Source organism: Duodenibacillus massiliensis (genome assembly GCF_928721995.1).
Classification (GTDB): Bacteria; Pseudomonadota; Gammaproteobacteria; order Burkholderiales; family Burkholderiaceae_F; genus Duodenibacillus; species Duodenibacillus massiliensis.
In genome coordinates this window covers 423,501-444,379 of record NZ_OV788642.1, presented here as the reverse complement: position 1 = coordinate 444,379, position 20,879 = coordinate 423,501, and the positions used below count along the sequence as shown (strand labels likewise).

Sequence of the window (20,879 nt, the reverse complement as noted above, 5' to 3'; positions counted from 1 at the left end):
GAATGCGCAGAGTGAGAAACGAAAAGGGCGGCATCGCCGCCGCATTAAGCGAAGCGCAAAAGCTTGTTTTCGGGCCCTTTATCTTTCAGGCCGTGGTGGCCGCCAGGCGCCTGGGGATTTTGAAGGCATTTTCAGAAAGTACGGACCCTTTGACCTTTAAGGCGGTTGCCCAAAAGTGCGGCCTTTCCGAGTACGCCGTGGAAGTCACCGGCGACGTTCTGACGGCCGTCGGAGTTCTCACGCCAAAGGCAGAAGGCTACGTCATCACGAAAACCGGCGACTGCCTCTTGTACGACCCGATGACCGTTGCCAATCTCGACTTCACGGCAGACGTCTGCTACAAGGGCCTGGCGCACTTAGGGGAGTCACTCAAGTCCGGACACCCCGAAGGCTTAAAGGAGCTCGGAAACTGGTCCACGATTTATCCGGCGCTTTCACAATTGCCCGAACCCGCAAAGTCGAGCTGGTTTGAGTTTGATCACTTCTATTCCGACCGCGCCTTTGAGGCGTGCGCCGCGTGGATTCATAAGGAAATGAATCCTGCGGTTGTCTTTGACGTGGGCGGCAACACCGGTAAGTTTGCGGGCCTGTGCCTCACGGAAATGCCGAAACTACACTGTACGATCATTGATCTTCCGTCGCAGTGTGAACTCATTGCCCAAAACCCGGCCCTGGATGCTGTGCGCTCGCGCCTGGCGACGGCTTCGGTTGACTGGCTCGATGAAAAGGCGGTGCCTGAGGTCACGGGCGCGCCCGACATCATCTGGATGAGCCAGTTTCTGGACTGCTTCACGGAAGATCAGGCCGTGAGTATTTTGACGCGCATGAAGCGGTTTCTCCCTACGCACGGACGCCTTGCAGTCTTGGAGTGCCTCTGGGACCGGCAGCCCTTTGAGGCGGCAAAACTGTCTCTGGTCGCCTCGTCGCTTTATTTCACGGCGCTTGCGAACGGCAACTCCCGCTTTTTCTCCGAAGCTAAGCTTCTCAAAATCTTTAAGCGCGCAGGACTCACGGTGGAAAGCGTGCAGGACGGTCTGGGCGTTGCCCACACGCTCTACATTCTCAAGGTCGCGGCATGATTCATCTTGCGCTCACGGACTTTGCCGCGGTAACGCCGGGCGTTGTCTCCCCTGACGGGTGGAAAAGCTGGGCGGCAACGGGCGTTAAGCCCGCCGAAGAAGCGGTGCCTGCGTGCCCGGTGCCGGCAATGATGAAGCGCCGCATGACGCCCCTGGGGCGTCTTGCGCTCACGGCCCTGGCGGACGTCAAACCCCGCCAAGAGGAGGCGGTTGTCTTTGCCTCCTCCTGGGGTGACAACGGCCGCACGCACGCGTTGCTTGCCGACATGACCGCAGACGCAACGGGCGTGAGCCCTGCGGGGTTTTCCTCGAGCGTTCATAACGGCGTGGCGGCCGTGGCTGCCATCTGGCTTAAAAACCATCATGTGGCGAGCGCCGTGTCGGGCGGAGACCTTACGACCGAAGCGGGTCTCTCGGAATGCGTTCTGGCGCTTGCTGACAGCGCTGACAGCGTGATTTTGGTGCGCTACGAAGAGCCCTTGCCCGCCGACTGGAATACGCCGTGCCGCCGTATCGCAACGCCTGCCGTCCCCTATGCCTGGGCCGCGCGATTTGTGCGCCCGGACGCCGCCCCCGCAGGGACACTGACGGTGGAACTCACCCAACTTGCGCGCAAACCCGATGATGCCCGCCGCGACACGGCGGTGACGGGGGCTTGTCCGGCAGACATCGCCTTTTTGCTGGGCGAAAAAAGCGGGCGCGAACACACCGACGCCAGCGGGCGCGGCTGGCGCTGGACAAAACGGGTGAATCAATGAAGCGCCTTGAGCACCTTTACAGAACGCTTGCCACGGGCTTTTGCTTCTGCGTCTTTTTCGTGATGGGCGTGAGTTTTCGCGTGTTTGTCTGTCCGCTTCTGGCGCTGATTTACCGGCACGATGCGCGGCAAAAAGTGCTCACGGCGCGGCGCGTGGTGCAGAAAAGTTTTGCGTTTTTCACCGCTCTCATGCAGGGCCTGGGCGTTTTAAAGCTCACGATCAACGGGCGCGAAAAACTCGCCGCCCCGGGTCTTTTGATCTGCCCGTCACATCCGACGTTAATTGACGTCGTGATTCTGATGAGTCTCATTCCGAACGCCAACTGCATTGTGAAGGCGGCGCTTGCGCAGAAAGCCGCGATGAAGGGGCCCCTGAAAACAGCGGGGTACATCACAAACGACAACGGCCCCGCTCTTGTTGACGCGTGCGCCGAGACGCTGGCTTTAGGGGACACCCTCATTATCTTTCCGGAAGGAACACGTTCGGTGCCGGGAAAAATACCCCATCTGCAGCACGGGGCGGCCGCGGCCGCCCTGGCAGCCAAAAGCCCTGTGACGCCTGTCAGAATCACCTGTGAGCCGCCGTCCCTCATGAAGGGCATTCCCTGGTATCGAATCCCTGAGCGGCCGATGCATATTACGGTGACGGTGCTCGAGGCGATTGACCCGGCGCCCTTTTTGGCAGCCGAAATGAACGAGGGGCGCCCCAAAGCCGTGCGCTCACTCACACGGACCCTTTTTTCTTCTTTGTTTCCACAACTCACAACAGCAAAATGACAAACGACAATCTTGAGAATGAACTCCGGGAGCTCATCATCACGACCTTAAACCTTGAGGACGTCGCCCCTGAAGATATTGAGCGGGATGCGCCGCTTTTTAACGAGGGGCTGGGGCTTGACTCCATTGACGCCCTCGAACTCGGGCTCGCGCTCAAAAAGAAGTACGGCATTACGCTGACCGCGGACGACAAGGACAACAAGAGGTATTTCGCAAGCCTTGCCGCCCTGGCTGACTTCGTGCGCACCAACCGCGCCTGACGGAAAGACTCATCACAAGAAACGGACACACCATGGTTACTGAACAGCAGGTCTTTGACGAACTCAAGAAAATTCTCGTCGAAACGTTTGAAGTGAAGCCCGAGGAGGTCACCAAGGATGCAAAAATCTACGACGATCTCGACATCGACTCGATTGATGCCGTGGATCTGATGGTGAAGCTCCAGCCCTTTATCGGAAACCGCCGCATTTCCCCCGCGGACTTTAAGTCCGTCAGAACGATCGGGGACCTCACCGAGACGCTCGTGAAACTCATCAACGCCCCGCAGGCATAAAACCGGCTATGAAGGCCCGCACCGTTGTCTTTGCGCTGCTCACGCTGTGTTATCCGCCGCTTGTGTGGTGGACGGTAACGCGCGGGTACGGGGAGTGGACGGCGGTGATTCTCGCGGCAGCGGTTTTGCTGCAGCTTAAAAACCGGAAGTCAGCCGTCGTGTGGATTATTGCCGGGGGTGCGGCGGTGTTGGCGGCTGCGGTGCTTGCGACCGGAGAGGCTTTGCCTGCGAAGTTCTATCCGGTGGTGGTTTCTGCCGCGTGGCTCGCGTTTTTCGCGGGGTCACTCGCGGGAACACCGGCGGTCGAGCGCTTTGCCCGGATGAAGACGCCGGATCTGCCGCCCTCAGCCGTACGTTACTGCCGCAGGGTTACCGTCGCCTGGTGCGTCTTTTTTCTCGCAAACGGCACGGTGGCTCTGGACAGTGCGCTAAACCGCAGCGACGCGTGGTGGGCGCTTTATAACGGGCTTATTTCCTACATTGCAATGGGCCTCATGTTTGCGGGCGAATATGCCGTGAGGCTTTGGGTTAGAAGGAATCAAAGATGACAACGGAGAGCTTTGTCCCGGTGAGGGACGTCTTAAAGCGGACAGAGACCGATACGCGGCCCTGGTGCGTGAGCAGCGCGGGCGTGAAAACCTTCGGGGATCTGCGGCGCGCCGCTGCGGGCTACAAGGCGGCTTTTGAAGCGGCAGGCGTAAAGCGCGCCGCGGTCTTTTCGCCGGAAATCTTTACCTCCTCGGCGGCACTCTTTGGCGCCTGGGCGGCAGGCGTTACCGCGGTGCTTCCCGCGGACACGACGCCCGCGACGTGCGCAAGGCTCAGAGCCGGTGTTGCCGACGCCGCAGCCGGGGACTTCCCCGGGGACAGCGGGCTCACAGTGATCGAACCGGTCGCCGCCGCGGAGTGCGAGTTCGGCGTGCTTGAGGAAAACGCGGAACTACTCGAACTTTTCACTTCCGGCTCAACGGGCACCCCCACGGCGGTGATTAAGCGCCTGCGGCAGCTTTTTTGTGAAGTTGAGAGCATTGAAAAGCGCCAGTCTGACGCGGGCGTTGATCCCGATGCCGTCATTCTTTCAACCGTAAGCCAGCAGCACATCTACGGGCTCCTTTTTTTCCTTCTCTGGCCGATTGCTTCCGCCCGGCCCGTCTGGCACAGGCGGGTGACGACGCCTGAAGGCGTCATTGACCTTGCAGGCCGCTTTGAAAAGTCGGCGTGGATCGCGAGTCCCGCGCATCTGACGCGCCTTCCTGAAACCCCCGACTGGGAAAAAACGAAGGGGCGGCTGCAGATTGTGATGTCTTCAGGAGGACCCCTCGCGGAAAACGGGGTAAGGGATTGTCTGCGGCTCACCGGCCTCTCGCCCGTGGAGCTCTTAGGGAGCTCGGAGTCCGGGGGCATTGCCTGGCGAAGCCGCGGCGTTGCCTCTGACGGAACGATGACGGGCACGGCCTGGCGGGCGCTGCCGGGCGTTGTCTGGAAGTGCGTTGACGGCCTTTTGGCACTAAAAAGCGAGCAGCTTTATCACGCAGACTGGGAAGTCACAAACGACAAAATTGCGCCGTTACCCGACGGCCTTTCCTTTGAACACCTGGGGCGCGCGGACCGTATCGCGAAGGTCGAGGAAAAGCGGGTGTCGCTGACAGCCATGGAAAAGGCGTTGACCGACTCAGGGATTGTGAGTGCGGCCCGCGCGTTTCAGTTACCCGACGCCCACCGTACGCTTGCGGTCGCTGCGGAGTTAACGCAGGCGGGGCTTGAGGCATTGCGCAGTGAAGGGAAGGCCGCACTCGTAAAGCGCCTGCGGCACGTTCTGGCGCAATCCTTTGAAGCGGTGTGTCTGCCGCGGCGCTGGCGGTTTGTGACGGAACTCCCGCAAAACTTCATGGGCAAAATCACGATGGAGGCGTTAACGCGCCTTTTTGCCCCCCGCACGGTGCAGTTTGCGGTGGCCAAAAGAGAGGGCGATGCGGCGGAAATTCTTTTGACGGTGCCCGCGAAGAGCCCCTATTTTGAAGGGCACTTTCCGGAGTTTTCCCTCTTGCCCGGTGTCTGTCAGGCCGAGTGGTCCGTGAGAATGAGTGAGGCGGTTTTCGGGCGTATCGGGCTTTTTTCCGGGATCCGAAACCTCAAGTTCATGCAGCCCGTGCGGCCCAACACAACGGTCGTGGTGACGATGACGCGCGTTGCCGGAAAAGCCGCCGTTGACTTCGTTTGGGCGGGTACCCAAGGTGCGCTTTTTGGCAAAGGCAGGCTTATGTTTGAAGGGAAAGCCGATGCCTGATTTTCGTCCCGTCATCGTGATTCCGGTCTATGACCACGATCTGTGCATTGCGGAGATCACGGAGAGGCTTGCCCGACACTGGCCCGTGATTCTCGTGGACGACGGCTCGCACGCAAAGTGTGCGGCGGTTTTGGACGCCGTTGCCGCAAAGACGTATCCGTTTCCGGTTGTGCTAATGAGGCAGGCAAACGGCGGCAAGGGCGCCGCGGTGATGGCGGGCATGCGCCGGGCACGCACTGACGGTTACACGCACGTGCTGCAGGTGGACGCCGACGGCCAGCATGACCTCACGGCCGCTGCGGGGTTTCTCGATGCGGCGCAAAAAAAGCCCGAGGCCCTCATCTGCGGATATCCCGTTTATGACGCCTCAGCCCCCTTGGCGCGGAAAAAGGGGCGGGAGGTGAGTAACCTCTGGGTGAAAATCAACGGCCTCTCGGGCGCCGTCAAAGATTCGCTCTGCGGGTTTCGGGTCTATCCTTTGTCAGCGATGGTGAAACTCTTTGACGCCCGCATGGGTCTCAGGATGGACTTTGACGTCGAAGTGCTGGTGAGGCTTCTCTGGCTTGATACGCCGGTCATCAACCGCCCTGTGGGGGTGACCTATCCGGCTGACGGCATCTCGCACTTTCATGCCTTTGCCGACAACGTGCGGATCAGCTGCGTGCACACGCGGCTTTTTTTCGGGATGCTCGTAAGGCTCCCCGAGCTTCTCCGCCGGAAAAACGTATGACGGATAAGACAGTGCACTGGGCGGGGATCCGCGAAACCACCTTTGTCTGGGGAATCCGGATTCTGTACGGGTTTTTCAGGCTCGGAGGAAGGCCCCTTTTTTGGCTCAGCCTCTGGCCCGTCGTCGCGGTCTACTGGCTGATGCTCCCCCGTGTGAGGGCCGCTAGCCTTGACTATTTAAAGCGTGCTTTTGCGGCGGGGCTTCTGAAGCGCCGCCCCACGGTTTTTACGACGCTCACGCACGTCTTTCATTTTGCCGATACGGTCTTGGATAAGTTGCTCGCGGTGGCGGGTTATTTCGGTAAGGAAAGCCTGAAGGTGCAGGGACGGGAACCCTTACTTGCCTTAGGAAAGGGGGCGGTTCTCGTGACCGCGCACACCGGGTGCCTGGAACTGTGTCAGGCGTTAACGACCGATCCCTCACGCCTTTATGTTTTAACCCACACGCGGCACGCTCAGGAATTTAACCGGATGCTTGCGCGCATCAATCCGGCGTTTGCTGTAAATCACATCGAGGTGACGGAATTAACGCCCGCTGTCGCAATTGAACTCGCGGACAAGGTGGCCTCCGGGGCCTTGCTCGTGATTGCGGGGGACCGGATTCCGGTCGCGTCCCAGGCCGTAACGCACGCCGCGTTTTTGGGCACGGCAGCGCCTTTTCCAAGCGGCCCGGCCTTACTGTCACTGCTTTTAAAGTGCCCGCTGTGGGCGATGGTCTGTACCCGCAACAGCGGGGGTGTCGGGGCAAAGTATCACCTCACGTTTAAAAAACTCGCGGCCCCCGAAAATGTGGGCCGCAGGGAGCGCAACGCGTACTTTGCGCGCGCGGCCGGGGCTTACGCCGCGTTTCTCACGCAGCAACTCGCCAGGGAGCCCCTTGATTGGTTTAATTTCTTTGACTTCTGGCATCAGGCGGCAAACGATGCACATGGCGTGCACGCTAAACGTGCGGAGGAAAATCCATGAAACGGCGGTTGGTTTTGGCGGCGCTTACCCTGCTGACGTCGTTTTGGGGAGAGGCCCGGGCTGTAACGCTCGATGAGATCGCAGCCGTTGCGGCAAAGACGCCCTCTTTTGCCGCGGACTTCAAAATGGTGAAAAAAACGCCCTCGGTGCCGGTGCCTTTAACGAGCACCGGACGCGTGACGGTTGTGGAAAACACAGGGCTTCTCTGGCACACCGTGACGCCTTTTGAGGACGTGATCGGCTTTTCCAAAACAAAGTCCGGGGCGCTGAACGAAAAGGGCGCGTGGCAGGTGAAGGCGCTGCCCGGGGCTGAGCGCTTTTACGCGGTCGCAGCGCAACTGATGGCCGGGGACTTTTCGCTTCTTAAAGACCGCTTTTTCGTGACGGTCACGGGCACCAAAACCAAGTGGACGATGATTGCCTCGCCCAAGGACACCACCGTCAGCCAATGGGTGACGGAAGTGCTCACCGAGGGCGCAGCGTCGGTCACGCGCGTTCAGTTTGCCCTCACGTCGGGGACGATTACCGACATCCGATTCGGAGCCCCTCAGGTTCCGCCCGCACTGTCTGCCGCCGATAAAGCGCGGCTTGAGAGTCTCAAATGAGCGCAAGCACCCGTGCGGCAAGGTGCGCGGCACTCATCTGGGTCGCGGTCTTTGTGTGTCTGGTTTTGGCGCTTGCCCTTTCCTTTACCCCCGCGAAGATCCGCACGGACTTTCGGGCGATGCTGCCCGCTGACGACGTCACACAGTCCTCAAGTGCCGTTTTTGCCGGGATTTCGGACGCCGCCGCGCAGAAGCTTGTGGTGCTTGTGAGAGCCGGGGATGAAAAGGACACAGCGGCCGCAGCGCGCACCGTGACTGGGGTGTTGGGGAAAGCAGGGCTCACGGTTGACGTGAACCCTGCGCGCGACGCGCGGGCCCTTGTGAAGGCGCTCACACCCTACCGTACGGGCTTTATAAGGGACGAGGACCGTGCGTGGCTTGCCGCGGCCGATGATGCGGCGCTCACTCAGCGTGCGCTCAGAGAACTCTACCGGCCGGTGGCGGTGTCGCCTGTAGCCTGGGCCGACGATCCCCTGGGGCTTTTTGCGGGGGTCCTCACCGAAGCCGCTGCCCTCAGGCGCTTTACGGAAAAAGACGGGTTTATGTTGGCGGCGGACCCTGACGGAAAAGCGCCTTGGGCGGTTCTGACGGTTAAAACCGGGGCGCTGACGGCCGCGGACGGTACGCCCGTCACTGAGGCCCTGCGTCAGGCGAGGGCTGCCGCAGAGAAGGTGAGTGAGGGGAGCGAAGTGCTTGCCTTCGGGCCCGCGCTCATTGCGGAACACGCGGTCGGCCGGGCCTCAAGGGAGTCGAGCCTCATGGGGACGGTGTCCGCTGTGGCGCTCACGCTTTTGATCCTTGTTTTTTTGCGCAGCGTGCGGGCGGTCTTTCAGATCCTTGCAACGCTGGCCGTGAGTTTTACGGCGGCCTTTGCCGTGGTGTGGCTTACCTTCGGCGGCATTCACGTGATAACGCTGGTGTTCGGCATGACGCTTTTGGGCATTGCCGCAGACTACGTGTTTCATTACCGCGCGGAACTTTTGGCTGAACCCGACCCCAAGGCGGCGCGCGACAAACTGGCGCGGGGCCTCACCGTTTCGCTCGCAACCTCGGTTGCGGGGTACGGCGCGATGCTCATGGTTCCGATGCCAAGCCTCAGGGAAATGGCGCTTTTCTGCATCACGGGCCTTGTGTGCGCCTGGCTCACGGTTCTTCTGGTGCTGCCGCTCATATCCAAGGCCGGGAGAATGCCTGCGGTGGCGGCGGGCCTCTCTGAATGTTTGGCGGGCCTTGCGCGTCCCGGACAAAAGCGCTGGGTGAAACTCACGGGCCTGGCGGTTCTTTTGGCGCTTGCTGCGGGCATCCCGCGGCTTCAGACCACGGATGAGCTGCGGCTTTTAACGGCACTGACGCCTGAGACCGCGCATGAACTTAAACGCATGGAAAGCATCCTTCCGATGCCTTCGGTTGCGCAATTTTTTGTGGTTAAGGGGGCAACCTCCGATGAAACCGTCACACGTGCTCTGACGCTTACGAAGCAGCTCAAAGCCTTACGCGTCAAGGGCGTGATTTCAGACTTTCAGACGGGGCTGGGGATTCTGACGCCGGCTTCCGTTCAGGCAAAAAACCGCGCTTTGGTGTCAGAGGCCGATGCCCGGGCTCTGGCGCTCACAGGTAAAACACTCGGTGCTCTGTTAAAGCCTCAAACGCCCGAAGCCCCGGACGTTTTAGGGGTGAAAGCGTGGCTTGCGATGCCGCTTGCCCGGGAACTTGCGCGCTTTTGGCTCAGCGACACCGAAACCCTTGTGATGCTCTCTGGCGTCACGCCCGCGGCGCTGCCTAGTTTGGCTGCGACAGCAGAGCGCCTGGGCGACGGGGTTTCCTTTGTCAACACCACCGGCGAAATCAGCGCGTCGCTTGCCCTCTGGCGCGAGACGCTTTCAGTGGTGCTGGTGTTGTCCTTTGCGCTGATGGCCGTGATTCTTGCGGTGATTTACCGGGCGCGTGCCGTGCGGATGGTTTTGCCCGTTGCCTTTTCTGTGGTGACGGTCTTGGGCGTGATGGGGTGGGCGGGGCTGCCTCTGACACTATTTACCGTGATGCCCTTGGTGTTGGTGCTTGCCCTGGGTGTTGACTACGCCGTGATGCTTTACGGAAATCCCGGCAACAGAACCGGCGTATTTTCCGTCTTTCTCGCGGCAGTCAGTACAATCCTTTCGTTCGGACTTTTGGCCTTTTCCGCGACGCCTGCGCTGCATCTTTTCGGTGTGACGCTCGCCGTGGGCATCAGCGCGGTGTTGGTTTTGACACTGGTGATGAGGCCCGAGGCAGCAGTCAGTGATTTTTTGGTCCCGAGGCAACTTAACAAGTGAAGTTTGCCGGTTGCCGCGCCATCCGCAGCAACACAACATTCGACGCGGTCAAAACTCTCAAAATCCACCAGGAGCGCGACATTATTGAGAAGGGTTTCCAACAGCTCAAAAACGAAGTCGGCGGCTCACGTTTTGAAGCCGCCGATGCATGCTACAGAGGAAAACTTTTCGTGTACTCGCTGGCGCAGGCTTTGCGGATGAACATGCTGATGACGGCTCGCTCCGTCAGCGCTGCCAATAAGAATCTGAAAATGCCGCGGGACTCTCTGAGAAAGCTTCTGCTGCAACTGCAAAGCATTCAAGCCCGTAAGCACCGCACCACCAACGCCTTTGTCCTCGGAACAATCCCCAAGCGCTTTAGGGATCTCCTGGCATTGCTTGGATTTGACCAAAAAACACTCCCGAATTTAGTATCTAGTCGTTCGGGAGTTTTTTTTTGGGGGGGGGGAATGGCGCGAGCCAAAACGAGTCCCCGAAGTATGCACCCGAATGATGCGGGGAAGCTGTTTGACGGCGAAGCGTTCGGGTGCTGTTTTTTTTGGGGTTTTACCTGAAGTGTCGGGTTTTGACAACACAACCGCCACTTTAACCGGCAGCAGAGAGACTGTCCGGAGGCTACTCGTGGCCGAGATAATCCTTCTGCCAGGCGGCAACCTTCGGGTCGCTTGTCTTCAGGTTCGGGTTCGGACAGGACCAGACGAACATACGCACATTGGTTGTGCCGGGAACGCCCTTGGTGTAGCCCACGTGCGTAGCGCCCTTGACGGTGAGCGCCTTACGGACGGCTGCCTGGGTGTTGCGCTTGGAGCCGTTGATAAGAATCAGAGATATCGAGCCGGCCTTGTCAAGAAGCACGCAGTTGTTGGCTTTGGCTTCCTGTTCGGTGATCATATTGAGGCGGTCGGCTCCGCGCGGAATGCTGCCGCAGCCGGCTAAAACGATTGCGGATAAGACGCAGGCGGACAAAGCTGCTTTTCTCATTCTTTCTCCCTTTGTTACTTTGAATTTTGAGAATTTGCCGACGCGATGATCGGCGGCCCTAATGGCGTTTTTATTATATGGAGCAGGGAAAAAGGATTGTGGAGACGGGGTCTATCGGGAGCTGAGGCTTTTTGCCGGTTTGAGTGGAAGGGCGGGACTGAAAGGCTGGATAGAAAGAGCGGATGTATCTGCGGAAGTGACAGAGAAATAAACGCCCCGGAAATACAAAACCCCACGATTTCGCGCAGGGCTTGCCTCTGTCAACGGGGGAATGTCTTTTGACAATGCGAGTCCCCGAAGCGCACGGGATGCGTTTTACAGAACTGCGGGTACAAATTCAAAATAGCAGAGGAATCTTGAATATGTATGTCTAGTTGTGTAAGCTGCTGAAAACAGTACGGTAAGACTGCGTCAAATGTGAGCCGTTAATAGTTGATTGGCTTAAAGGGGTAGATCCCTCCGGGCCGCAGAGCGCCGTTTTGAAACCTCTGACTTCCAGGAGAAAATGAGGCGGATGACGGCGCTTTCTTTTTGCCCGCCGATCCGCTCCTGCTTCGCAACATCTCCCGCAGCCCGTTATTTAAAGCGGTGAAACTCCCGCACCCACACATTCATCAAAACCGCTGCGGCCAAAAGCACTGCAAACGCCCAAAACTCAGCCCCCACCAGCGGCAGGAAAAAGACGTTGAGGGCGGTAAAGCCAAGGATAAGCGCCGCATGCGCGGCCTTGAGACTTAACATCGGGCGCGGCGCGCGCTGCGTGATTGACCGGATGCGTCGCACGACCAGCCCGTCGTAGACGGACGCAAGCATGATGACGGCGGAACAGGCTAAAAGCGCAAGCGAGGCTTTAAGCCGCATTAGTCCCGCGGCGAGCAGCCGTTCGGCCGCGGTAAGCCTTTCCAGAAGAAACCCGCGCACGGGCTCAAGGGAAAAGCCGGTTTCTGAGGCATTTTCCGTGAAGGCAATCACCCGGAGCTTCAGTTCTGTGAAAACCGGCAGAGCATTTTCCGCGCCGAGATCACGGGCAAGCAGCCCGGCAGTCTCCGGGGACACACTGAGAATAAGCGCCGCCCAGGCGGCCGTAACGGCTGAAAACAAAAGACAAAACGTGCGCATGGCTTAGTCAATTAGAATCGGAATGCGGCCTTTGACGAGCTTTCCGCCCGCAAGCGCCGCGAAGAACTCGCAGTTGGGAAGTTTCCCCAGCACGTCCGCGGGCACAAGTTCCTCGCGCGAGGACGTGCGGCGGCGCGTGACGGCCGCGGTAAAGGTGAGGGCGTTGCCGTCCGCGGTGGAACTCACGCTGCTTTCGGCGTTGGCGATATAAGTCCGCCCGAACGTTTCCGCGGCAAATTCCTGGGTGAAGCGGTCTTTGGTGCGAAGGGCGATCAGATTATTGAAGTTCCCAAGCGCCATGCGTGCGGCGGCCTCGCTTCCCAGGCGCGCCGCGAGGTCGCTTACGGTCTGCATGGCGCAGGTGGTCCTCACGCCCGCTTCCGCGCCTTTGTTTAAAAGTTCAATGAGAGGCCGGGCAATGACGTTGGAGCACTCATCCACAAAAAGCGCGATGCGCTCGCCGGTCTTACCCGTGCGGTAGCGTTCACCGGCCAAAGACGCGAGGTCCGCAGTGAGAATGGAGCCCAGGGCTGACGCGAGCGTCGGGTCGGGGAGCGAATCGAGCGCTGCGTAGAGGATGCCTTTGGTGCGTGCAATGGCGGCAAGCGACACCACGGGCCGGGTATCGATGCGCAGGGACTGCGTGTCTTCTTCAGGCGTGTCCTGCGGCGACAAAATGCGCCGCAGGGGCCCGGAGGTGAGCATTTCAAGAACCGGCATGAGGCTTGCGGTAATCTTGGCGTAGTGGTCCGGATCGTGGCGCATGACGGCCGCGGCCGCGTCAATCACGGGATGGCGCCTGCCTTCTTTTTCATAAAGCGCCAGAAGTTCCGTGATCACGGTTTCCTTTGACTTCATGGAAAGCGTGGCGGCTTCCGTGACCCGCGCGACGGATTCCGTGCCCAAAACGCGCGTGAGAGCGCGCAGTAAAAGCGCGCCCGGGCCGTCGGTGAGCGCGGCTTTCAGAGACGCTATCGTGGGTTTTTCTCCGAGAAAGTCAAAAAGCGAGGCGACCGTGTGCACCGCCGACCAGGCAAAGGCCTTAAAGGGGCCTTCTTCGGTCATGACGGCGGTGAGACGCCCCGCGAGTTCCGAGGGCCTCGCATAGCTTGTGAGGGGATTTAAAAGAACACCTTCGTGTTTGAGGGCCGGATCAAGAACAAGCGGCGCTTCGCGCCCCGCAAGCGCGGCGGCTTTAAAAAGCGCGTCTTTAAGCCTGCCGCTGTTTTTGGGATCAAGCACAATCACCGTGTCTCCCCGCAGGACCGACTCGGTAATGAGTGACGTGAGCAGCACGCCTTTTCCGGCCTGCGTCGTCCCCACGATGAGCGTTCCGCCTTCGAGCGTTTTTTTCGGCCACGGTGAGGTCGGATTCCGTGAGGCTCACCCCGTGAATAAATCCCTGGCCGATCGTGTCGGGGTCTTTGATCGAGCGGCCCAGAAGGCGCCTGGTGATCCAGAGGGGCGGAATCAGGCGCGCGGCGTCAATCTTTGATAGTTCATAGAGCTTCTGGCTGTGCTCGGGCTGCCAGAGAAAGCCGCGCCCGAACCAGATCCGGCCTTGTTCCAGCACCGGCCGCATGCGTCCGGCAAACGCCTTGCGGTTTTCAAGGAGCATCCCGCGGCCCGCCAGAGACGCCCGGGCTCTGAGAACGCTGTAAGCCTGGTGCCCGCGCACGGCCGCCATCCAAAAGGCCTCGGCGGCCGGAATCAGGGCGGCGGGATCAGTCATCATGCCGGCTGCGGCCGTCAGGGTCCCCGCGGCGCTCCAGGCAAGAGCCGCTTTCATTTCGAGCGCATCGCGCCAGGTGTCGGCCGCGGTGCTTTCGTCGGCCCCGGTATTAAGTGTCCTCAGTCGTGACATGGTTTCTTTCCTGGTGAGTCATCAGTCTTACTTTGAGCGCTCAGTGCGCACAAAGTGTTCGATAAGATCAACGAGCGTCATGGTCTTGAGTTTTGCGGGAAGTTTCTCCGGAAACGCGTCGGCCAAAACCGCTTCATCCCGCTCTGTCACGGCGGGCTGTAGGAGCCGGGGAGGGATCTGCGGTTCTTCTTTGGCTTTGAGGGCCGCGGACGTGAGGGGCTTCATGGCGTCGTTTACGAGTGTTTTTTCGTCGGTTAAAAGCGCAGTGCGCTGTTTCGTCACCGGCAAGCTCATGAAGCGCGCGGTGTTAAGAAGCACGCCGGCCGTGAGGCGGTCGGCTGACGCGTCGCGCCGCAGGGCAACGCCGCGGGGAAGGTTTTTTCTGCGGATCTCGGGCGGCACGGGACGGATGAGCCCTGAGGCCGTAAGCTCGGAGAGCCACAGACCGTATGGAAGCGCAATGAAGGCAAGCGGCACAAAGACCGCCGTAAAGCGCGTCCGTTCCGTAAAGCGGACGTCCGTTGTACCGAGGAGAAAAAAGGGCGCGGTTTCAGGGGCCGAGAGGAGCATCTCCCGCACGCGCGTCAAAGCCCGCCCGAAGGCCGCAAGAAGCGCCGGGGCCGCTGTCCCCGGAAGCGTCACGGTTTCCTGCCCGAGGCGAAAACCCGTGAGGGGTTTGCCGTCCGTGTCTGAAGTAAAAAGCGCCCGGGGTGCGGCGGGGGTATCAGACATTGCGTCACGAAAGGCGCGCGCGATGGTTGCGGCGGGACCGGTGAGAACTGAGACCGTACCGCCCGCGGCGGTGACGGCGCGGCCTGCGGTGAGAAGCCTTTGTACGCGCGCGGGCGTGATGCGCGTCTCGACCGTCAGCGCCGCAATGACCGTGAGTCCCGTGGGGGTGATGTAAATGACGCCACCGGCCGAGGAAAGGCTCGAGAGCAAAAGGGAAGAACCCTCGGTCAATCCCGCGGCAAGCGAAAAGAGAAGGCGCACGGTGTCAGCCGCCGGGGTGCCCGAGAAGGCGTCCGTGAGGGTAGAGCGGTGGGAAAGAAGTTGACCGACGTCTTCGGCCGTAATCGTCCGGGCAGACCCCGTGATCATGCGTAACAGCGTAAAAAACGTGCGGCGCTCATTGCCCGCAAAAATCCGGGCCGATACCCTGAGGGGTGTGATGCCGGCAAGCGTCAGAAGAAGGACTGCGGTCATTTCTGCCGCGTCCCCGTGCCGGGCAAAAAGCGTGATGATTTTCAAAAGCGTGCTGCGGCAAGCGTGCGCGGCAACCGTCAAAGTCCCGAGCTTTTCACGCACGGCTTCGGAAATCGTTGCGGCGAGCGCCAGACGCCGCCCTACGGTAAGGCCGTCAATTGTGAGTGAAGTAAGCCAGCGGCCCTGCGGCATGGATCGGGAAAGAAAAAAAGAGAAGGGGAAGAAGAGGGAAGGAAAACGGCTGCGGGTGTCTAAGGGAAAACCTCAGACACCGTGACCGTCAAACCTTTCGCAGGTTGGCTCTCCTGTGCCTTTTTCTTCGGGTTAAAAAGGAATCCTCGGGGGAAGATGTTCCGTTTCTGCCGGTTGGAGAAAAAGACGCCGGAGCAGCCGATACGCTAAACAAGATCGCTGAACGCCCAGGCGGCCCAGTGCTGCAGGTGTCCCCGGTTTTGCGGAGAGCACCCTGCCGCAAGACTTAACCGAGAAAAGAAAGAATTTTCTGACAGAGCCTGCGGCCCTGAAAGAGCTGGAAAAAATTGAACTCGCGAGACGGCAAAGCGGACTTTATGGGCTGGACCACGCCGTAACAAGAACACAGAAAATCATCCTCAGTTGCTTTGGCATGAATGAAGATGATGTCCGCAGGGGTGCAGCATCGATAGCAGCGTCACTGGCCGCAGCGACCGCCAATCAAAAAGACAACAATGAACCCGAAGAGGACGATGATGCCGAGAATGAAATCTGTGACGTCGATTGAAGCGAAAATTGCGTTGGCGCAGGAGAAGCTCCTGGCGGCGGAAGCTCGATACAACGCATGGGCTGAAAAGTTGCTTGCCCTGCAGAAAGAAAAGGAAGAGGTGCAGGCAGCCAACATCGCCGCGGCTCTCAGAACCAGCCGGAAGACCTATCAGGAGCTGATGACCTTTTTGGGGAAATAATCACCCGTGCCGAGGATGTAAGGTTTTTTGTGTCCAGGCGATAATAGCGCTCCCGTAGGGCGCGAAAGGAATCACCGTGGCACACCGTACACCCAAAATAAACGAGACCGTAAAATTTACCGACCAGCAGCAGGCCATTCTGAACGATGCCGTAGAGCAACTGATGGAAGCCGGCGGCTTAACGGCCTTAACGCAGGCTCATTTCAACGAAGCGATGAAGATCGTAGCCCAACGCTTCATCAACGCCGCCCTGCAAGGGGAACTGAAGCACCATTTGACACAGGAAGACGAAAATCTCAACGAAGAGGAATCGTCGGCTGAGCGCGTTGAAAACAAACGCAATGGGTACAGCAAGAAAACGCTTCACGGCAATAAAGGCGATTTAGAAATCCTGGTTCCCCGGGATCGCAAGGGGACTTATGTTCCCCGCCTGGTACCCAAGCACTCACGGCATTTCAATGACTTCGATGACGCCATCATCGATTTATATGGACGCGGATTGTCTACCCGTGAAATCACTGAGTTCATCAGAAGTCAGTACCACGTTGAAGTGAGTGCCGAATTCATCAGCACCGTGACGGAAAAGGTAAATGACGACGTACGGCAATGGCAAGGCCGTCCGTTGGATTCGGTCTACCCGGTGGTGTTCTTTGACGCTTTGCGCATCAATATCCGTAAGGACGGCGTCATCAAGAAGATGGCGGTTCATTTGGCTCTCGGCGTACGTTGTGACGGCCGACGCGATGTGCTCGGCATGTGGGTTCATGAAAACGAAGGCGCGGCTTTCTGGACGTCGGTATTTACGGAATTGAAAAACCGTGGCGTAGAGGACATCCTGATCGCCGTCACAGACGGCCTCAAGGGTATGACGCAAGCCATTGAAGCCGTATTTCCCCAGGCGCAACATCAAACCTGCATTGTCCATCTCATCCGCGCCTCTACAGCCTTCGTCAGCCACAAGGATCGAAAGGCTGTAATGGCCGGCTTAAAGCCCATTTACCAGGCCAATACCCCCGAAGAAGCGTTGGCGGCCTTTGAAAATAGCCCTATGGGCAAACGTTACCCGTATGTAGCGCAGAGTTGGCGCTCTGCCTGGGCACAGGTGATACCCTTCTTCAACTTTCCCCGGTCGATTCGGAAGTTGTTGTATACGACCAACAGTATTGAGGCTCTCAACCGTGGCGTTCGGAAGGTAATCAAAACTCGAACCATGTTTCCGCATGAAGAATCCGCCAAGAAGCTGATTTACTTGGCACTTCAGCGCATTATGGAAAAATGGAAGTTGCCTGTTCGTGCTTGGAGTGAAGCCATGCCGGTGTTTGCAGCCATGTACGGTGAGCGATTTGCCGCTGGGCAGGCTTAATTGCCGCGGAGTACTGAAACAGTGTTTCAGCATAGCAGTTGCAGTGTTACAACTTAAGGAGACGAAACTGCGATTTTTCCGGTAGCGGCGCGCCGCTGCATAGCCGCCGGCTATGCAGCCCTCCCATGCCGCCGTCGTACCCTGAATCATCGCATTACCACTGATAGAAAAATTGGGGCTTGACAGCCCCGAAGTACCCGGGGTTAAATACCCCTGTTAGCGAGCCAACAAGCTCAACCGTAAACCCGCGCTAGACACAAAAATCTACACACCCCCCCCCCCGTGGCCGGTGTTTGAGTGCAAATTTTTTGGGAAGTTCAGGTCCTGACAAAGCCACATTTGCCAAGAAAATGACAACTGAATAGCGAATTTGCCGCCGCCTCGGCTGAGGCCGGTGCGGCGGCCTGCCCACGCTCAAGAGTGTTAATTTCTGACGCACCACGGCGTTAGTTTTTACTGCACCTGCTGTGTCTCTTTTTATCAGACAGACGGCATCATTTTTTAACGCATTTCTGTATCTGCTATTGACGCCCTTTTGCATCTTTTTTAAGCGCACGTGCGTATCAGCTTTTAACGCCCATTTACCGTCAGAACTGACACAGTTAACGCACCAACTGTGTCAATTCCTCACGCTCCATAACAACTCAAAAGCCGGTTATCCAGAGCAATGACAGAGATCTGACCGCGCGGAGGAACACGGTCCCGTTCGTAGTAGTGGTTGACGTAATCCACGGGATCATCGTATTGCGTTGCATCCGGAACGGAGGCGCAGCCGGAAAGGATCAGAACCGGCAGGCAGAAAAGCCCGATTCTTGAAGAAAGTGTTTTCGTGGGGAGCAGCAGCTCAAAAGAAAAACAAGTTCTTACATTTTAGGACCGGCTTGTGGTTTGCGAAAGAACCCTGTTGTCGCTGAGCCGCAAGGTGGGAATCTTCCGCCATCCGGACAATACCTGTTATGCGGGCCGGTGCCTGAGCCCGTTCCGCAGGAATTGACGGAGCATCTGATTCATCCGTGTCTGGTTCGCCTTGCCTTCTGAACCAAACCCGTGAAGTAAGGCGTTGGCAATGCCTGAGATTCAGACTTCTTCAGAAGGCTTTTCGCACCATCAGGTTTCCCGAGGCGCCCTCACGGTCGCCGGCATAGCCCTTGATGCCCACCTCAAAGGACCAGTTTGACTGCGCCGTAGGTTTGACGGACACCGTGAGTTCGGCAATGCCGGTGTTGCCCTGAAGTGCGGGGACGTCAAGGGACAGTCCGTTCACACGCGATTCGGCTTTGCCGCCCGCAACGTGTTCCCAGGCCAGGCCCGCACGCCAGATAAAGACCTTGCGCGTGGTGCCCGTGAGGCGTGCTCCGACGCGAAACGCACGCGCCGTTGTTTTGGAAAGCGTAAAGTCCGAGCCCATGCGGTCGTCTCCGCTCGTTCGTGCCGATCGCTTTTTTGTGGCAGACTGTCTCTCCGGTCTGCGTTGCCTGCAGATAGACAACGCCCCCGGTTCTTTCGAACCGAGGGCGCTGCCTTCTAGCTAAGTCAAGCTTTTGGAGAGAACTCGACTTTTAGAAGCGGTGACGCAGACCAACCATGACCGTGGTGGCCGTGGGCTTGACGTCTTTATCGCCTGCGGCGGAAGGTTCAAGCTTGTCCTGCATGTAGGAAGCCACACCGTAGAGGTTGGTGCGCTTGCTCAGGTTGTAGGTGTAACCGGCAGAAACAACCCAGCGGGAGAGGTCGAAGTCATGAGCGGAATTGCCGTTGTCGGTCACGCTGTCAGCAGCGCTGGCGTCCGTGTAGCCGACACCGAGCATTGCATTGCCGCCGGCAACAGGAGCGCTGGCGGAAACCGTGGCGGCCCAGCCCTTAACCTTGCCCGGCTTGTTGGCGGAAGCGCCGATCCACTTGCCGGCCACTTCGTCGAAGTACTGAACACCGGCGTAGAGCTTGGCGACGTTGAAGTCGTAGTTACCGCCGAGGGTAACGGTCAGGCTGTCATCGGTATCCTTGGCGCTGTACTCAGTGGTGGAGTTACCAACGGGCGTCCAGGAAGCGTAGTTCGTGGAGTCAACAGCGAAGAAGAGCTTGGCAGGGCCGTTAGCGTATTCAGCGCCGATAGCGTAGTAACGATCCGTGGAGGATTCGTTTTCAACCATCGTCGTGGGCTGAGACTGAGACTTACCCATGCTGTACTGAGCGTAAACCGTGACGCCGCCGAAGGACGGGGTCGAGTAAGCGATCATGTTGTCGTAAACGGTCGACGTTGCGAAGATCGCACCGGCCTGAGCGGCGTAGTTGCCGAAGGACGTGCCGAAGGCGGAAACAGAACCAACCTTACCCCAGGAAGACGCACCCTGGACGATCGAGCCGAGCTTACCGAAAGCAACCTTACCGAAGCCGCCCTGAACGAACAGAGAAGCTTCACGATCAAAGAGCGTGTTGGGGGTACGGAAAGAACCGTCGTCAACGTTGAAGCCGCTTTCAAGGATGAAGCCGACCTGGACGCCGTTACCCAGATCTTCAACGCCCTTGAGGCCCCAGCGGGAACCGGCCTGGTTGCCGGACTTCATTTCAAACTTATCGGTGGCGTCAACACCCTGAACGTCCTGGTCAAGATGCGTGTAGACCAAACCGGCATCGACCACACCATAGAGCGTGACATCAGCAGCGAGAGCAGAACCGGCGAAAGCGCCGAGAACAGCGACTGCAGCAACTGTCTTTTTCATAATGAGGAGATCTCCAAACTAAATTCTTTTGTGCCGCCGGTGTAGTCATGTTTCTTAAAACTCTTGCGGAATGAAAAAGGAACCGCCGGCGGGCCTTTCAACTCAGGCAACCTCATTATCGGTTTAGTTAATTTGCCTTAACAAGAAAACCGCAAAAGTCAATAGCCTGTGGGGGGGTTATCCCTGAGAATAAAAAGGAACAAGACCGGAAAACCAAGGTGCCAGAAGAGGTCCGGAACGCCCGCCGTTCATGACTTTGCGGGTGTCTGCGCGTGGTTTTCGCTGGTTTGCGGTTTTGAAAAGGAATGCTTATTGATTGGCTGTCCGGGGCCGGTTCAGCCATGGTTTATACTTTCCGCCAACTGAAGTTCTTTCCTGTGCTCCTTTGTGAGTGCACGTTGATAAGCCTGTAACCAACGTTAAGTTCAGGCGGGACTGAAGTACCCGGCGCGATGCCGCAACACTTCAACCAAAGCGGTCGCAGCCGCTGAATAAATGTGCCGTATCCGGGATTTCATAAAACCCTGCAAAGCTTTTTAACCCGCCTTCCTTAACAAGGGCAAGGCAATAAATCCGACGGGAAGAAGTAAATTCTTTCACTACTGTCCAAAACGGATTTG

22 protein-coding genes are annotated in these 20,879 nt (G+C 58.4%); 15 read left to right on the top strand and 7 right to left on the bottom strand.

Features of this window, described 5'->3' with window-relative positions:
* Nucleotides 1-2: 2 nt before the first annotated feature.
* Genes NXF97_RS01975 through NXF97_RS01920 form a run of 12 tightly spaced genes read left to right on the top strand, consistent with a single transcriptional unit; the run spans nt 3 to nt 10,619 of the window.
* Nucleotides 3-1,079: a methyltransferase gene (locus NXF97_RS01975; protein WP_274956274.1), complete on the top strand. Its 1,077-nt coding sequence runs from the start codon at nt 3-5 to the stop codon at nt 1,077-1,079.
* Nucleotides 1,076-1,837, top strand: a complete 762-nt coding sequence (locus NXF97_RS01970) for a beta-ketoacyl synthase chain length factor (RefSeq protein ID WP_274956273.1) — start codon at nt 1,076-1,078, stop codon at nt 1,835-1,837. Before NXF97_RS01975 ends, NXF97_RS01970 begins: the two co-directional genes overlap by 4 nt.
* Nucleotides 1,834-2,613, top strand: a complete 780-nt coding sequence (locus NXF97_RS01965) for a lysophospholipid acyltransferase family protein (RefSeq protein WP_274956272.1) — start codon at nt 1,834-1,836, stop codon at nt 2,611-2,613. Before NXF97_RS01970 ends, NXF97_RS01965 begins: the two co-directional genes overlap by 4 nt.
* On the top strand, nt 2,610-2,873 hold the full coding sequence (locus NXF97_RS01960; protein WP_274956271.1) for a phosphopantetheine-binding protein: 264 nt from the start codon (nt 2,610-2,612) through the stop codon (nt 2,871-2,873). The genes NXF97_RS01965 and NXF97_RS01960 overlap by 4 nt, the downstream gene beginning before the upstream one ends.
* A 32-nt stretch (nt 2,874-2,905) precedes the next feature.
* Nucleotides 2,906-3,166: an acyl carrier protein gene (locus NXF97_RS01955; RefSeq protein ID WP_274956270.1), complete on the top strand. Its 261-nt coding sequence runs from the start codon at nt 2,906-2,908 to the stop codon at nt 3,164-3,166.
* A gap of 8 nt (nt 3,167-3,174) precedes the next feature.
* Nucleotides 3,175-3,714 (top strand): hypothetical protein, encoded by a 540-nt coding sequence (locus NXF97_RS01950; protein ID WP_274956269.1) that lies wholly within the window; start codon nt 3,175-3,177, stop codon nt 3,712-3,714.
* Complete coding sequence (locus tag NXF97_RS01945) at nt 3,711-5,453, top strand: AMP-binding protein (RefSeq protein WP_274956268.1); 1,743 nt, start codon at nt 3,711-3,713, stop codon at nt 5,451-5,453. The genes NXF97_RS01950 and NXF97_RS01945 overlap by 4 nt, the downstream gene beginning before the upstream one ends.
* The gene (locus NXF97_RS01940; protein WP_274956267.1) at nt 5,446-6,183 is read left to right on the top strand and encodes a glycosyltransferase family 2 protein; all 738 of its coding nucleotides are present in this window, start codon (nt 5,446-5,448) and stop codon (nt 6,181-6,183) included. The genes NXF97_RS01945 and NXF97_RS01940 overlap by 8 nt, the downstream gene beginning before the upstream one ends.
* On the top strand, nt 6,180-7,148 hold the full coding sequence (locus NXF97_RS01935; RefSeq protein ID WP_274956266.1) for an acyltransferase: 969 nt from the start codon (nt 6,180-6,182) through the stop codon (nt 7,146-7,148). Before NXF97_RS01940 ends, NXF97_RS01935 begins: the two co-directional genes overlap by 4 nt.
* On the top strand, nt 7,145-7,753 hold the full coding sequence (locus NXF97_RS01930; RefSeq protein WP_274956265.1) for an outer membrane lipoprotein carrier protein LolA: 609 nt from the start codon (nt 7,145-7,147) through the stop codon (nt 7,751-7,753). Before NXF97_RS01935 ends, NXF97_RS01930 begins: the two co-directional genes overlap by 4 nt.
* Nucleotides 7,750-10,065 carry an MMPL family transporter gene (locus NXF97_RS01925; RefSeq protein ID WP_274956264.1) on the top strand — a complete coding sequence of 772 codons (2,316 nt, stop codon included), beginning with the start codon at nt 7,750-7,752 and terminating at the stop codon, nt 10,063-10,065. The genes NXF97_RS01930 and NXF97_RS01925 overlap by 4 nt, the downstream gene beginning before the upstream one ends.
* The gene (locus tag NXF97_RS01920; RefSeq protein ID WP_274956263.1) at nt 10,062-10,619 is read left to right on the top strand and encodes a hypothetical protein; all 558 of its coding nucleotides are present in this window, start codon (nt 10,062-10,064) and stop codon (nt 10,617-10,619) included. Before NXF97_RS01925 ends, NXF97_RS01920 begins: the two co-directional genes overlap by 4 nt.
* 61 nt (nt 10,620-10,680) lie before the next feature.
* Here the strand turns inward: NXF97_RS01920 and NXF97_RS01915 are convergent, their stop codons facing one another.
* The 5 genes from NXF97_RS01915 to NXF97_RS01895 form a co-directional block, all read right to left on the bottom strand.
* Entirely contained in the window at nt 10,681-11,046 is a 366-nt protein-coding gene (locus NXF97_RS01915) for a hypothetical protein (protein WP_274956262.1), read from the bottom strand.
* A gap of 576 nt (nt 11,047-11,622) precedes the next feature.
* Entirely contained in the window at nt 11,623-12,165 is a 543-nt protein-coding gene (locus tag NXF97_RS01910; RefSeq protein ID WP_274956261.1) for a hypothetical protein, read from the bottom strand.
* A 3-nt stretch (nt 12,166-12,168) separates the two neighbouring features.
* Complete coding sequence (gene traD / locus NXF97_RS01905) at nt 12,169-13,461, bottom strand: conjugative transfer system coupling protein TraD (protein WP_274956260.1); 1,293 nt, start codon at nt 13,459-13,461, stop codon at nt 12,169-12,171.
* A complete protein-coding gene (locus tag NXF97_RS01900) occupies nt 13,400-14,029 on the bottom strand; it encodes a hypothetical protein (RefSeq protein ID WP_274956259.1) in 630 nt (209 codons plus the stop codon). The genes traD and NXF97_RS01900 overlap by 62 nt, the downstream gene beginning before the upstream one ends.
* A 27-nt stretch (nt 14,030-14,056) precedes the next feature.
* Nucleotides 14,057-15,427 carry a hypothetical protein gene (locus NXF97_RS01895; protein WP_274956258.1) on the bottom strand — a complete coding sequence of 457 codons (1,371 nt, stop codon included), beginning with the start codon at nt 15,425-15,427 and terminating at the stop codon, nt 14,057-14,059.
* A gap of 433 nt (nt 15,428-15,860) precedes the next feature.
* Here NXF97_RS01895 and NXF97_RS01890 point away from each other — a divergent pair, with 433 nt between their 5' ends.
* The 3 genes from NXF97_RS01890 (at nt 15,861) to NXF97_RS01880 (ending at nt 17,539) form a co-directional block, all read left to right on the top strand.
* Entirely contained in the window at nt 15,861-15,995 is a 135-nt protein-coding gene (locus NXF97_RS01890; RefSeq protein WP_274956257.1) for a hypothetical protein, read from the top strand.
* Complete coding sequence (locus tag NXF97_RS01885) at nt 15,973-16,176, top strand: hypothetical protein (protein WP_143182963.1); 204 nt, start codon at nt 15,973-15,975, stop codon at nt 16,174-16,176. The genes NXF97_RS01890 and NXF97_RS01885 overlap by 23 nt, the downstream gene beginning before the upstream one ends.
* A gap of 163 nt (nt 16,177-16,339) precedes the next feature.
* Nucleotides 16,340-17,539 (top strand): IS256 family transposase, encoded by a 1,200-nt coding sequence (locus NXF97_RS01880; protein ID WP_423767311.1) that lies wholly within the window; start codon nt 16,340-16,342, stop codon nt 17,537-17,539.
* 1,087 nt (nt 17,540-18,626) lie between these two features.
* Here the strand turns inward: NXF97_RS01880 and NXF97_RS01875 are convergent.
* Both NXF97_RS01875 and NXF97_RS01870 read right to left on the bottom strand, forming a co-directional pair.
* Nucleotides 18,627-18,947, bottom strand: a complete 321-nt coding sequence (locus NXF97_RS01875; RefSeq protein WP_274956256.1) for a hypothetical protein — start codon at nt 18,945-18,947, stop codon at nt 18,627-18,629.
* A 151-nt stretch (nt 18,948-19,098) separates the two neighbouring features.
* Entirely contained in the window at nt 19,099-20,259 is a 1,161-nt protein-coding gene (locus tag NXF97_RS01870; protein ID WP_274956255.1) for a porin, read from the bottom strand.
* Nucleotides 20,260-20,879 lie beyond the last annotated feature (620 nt).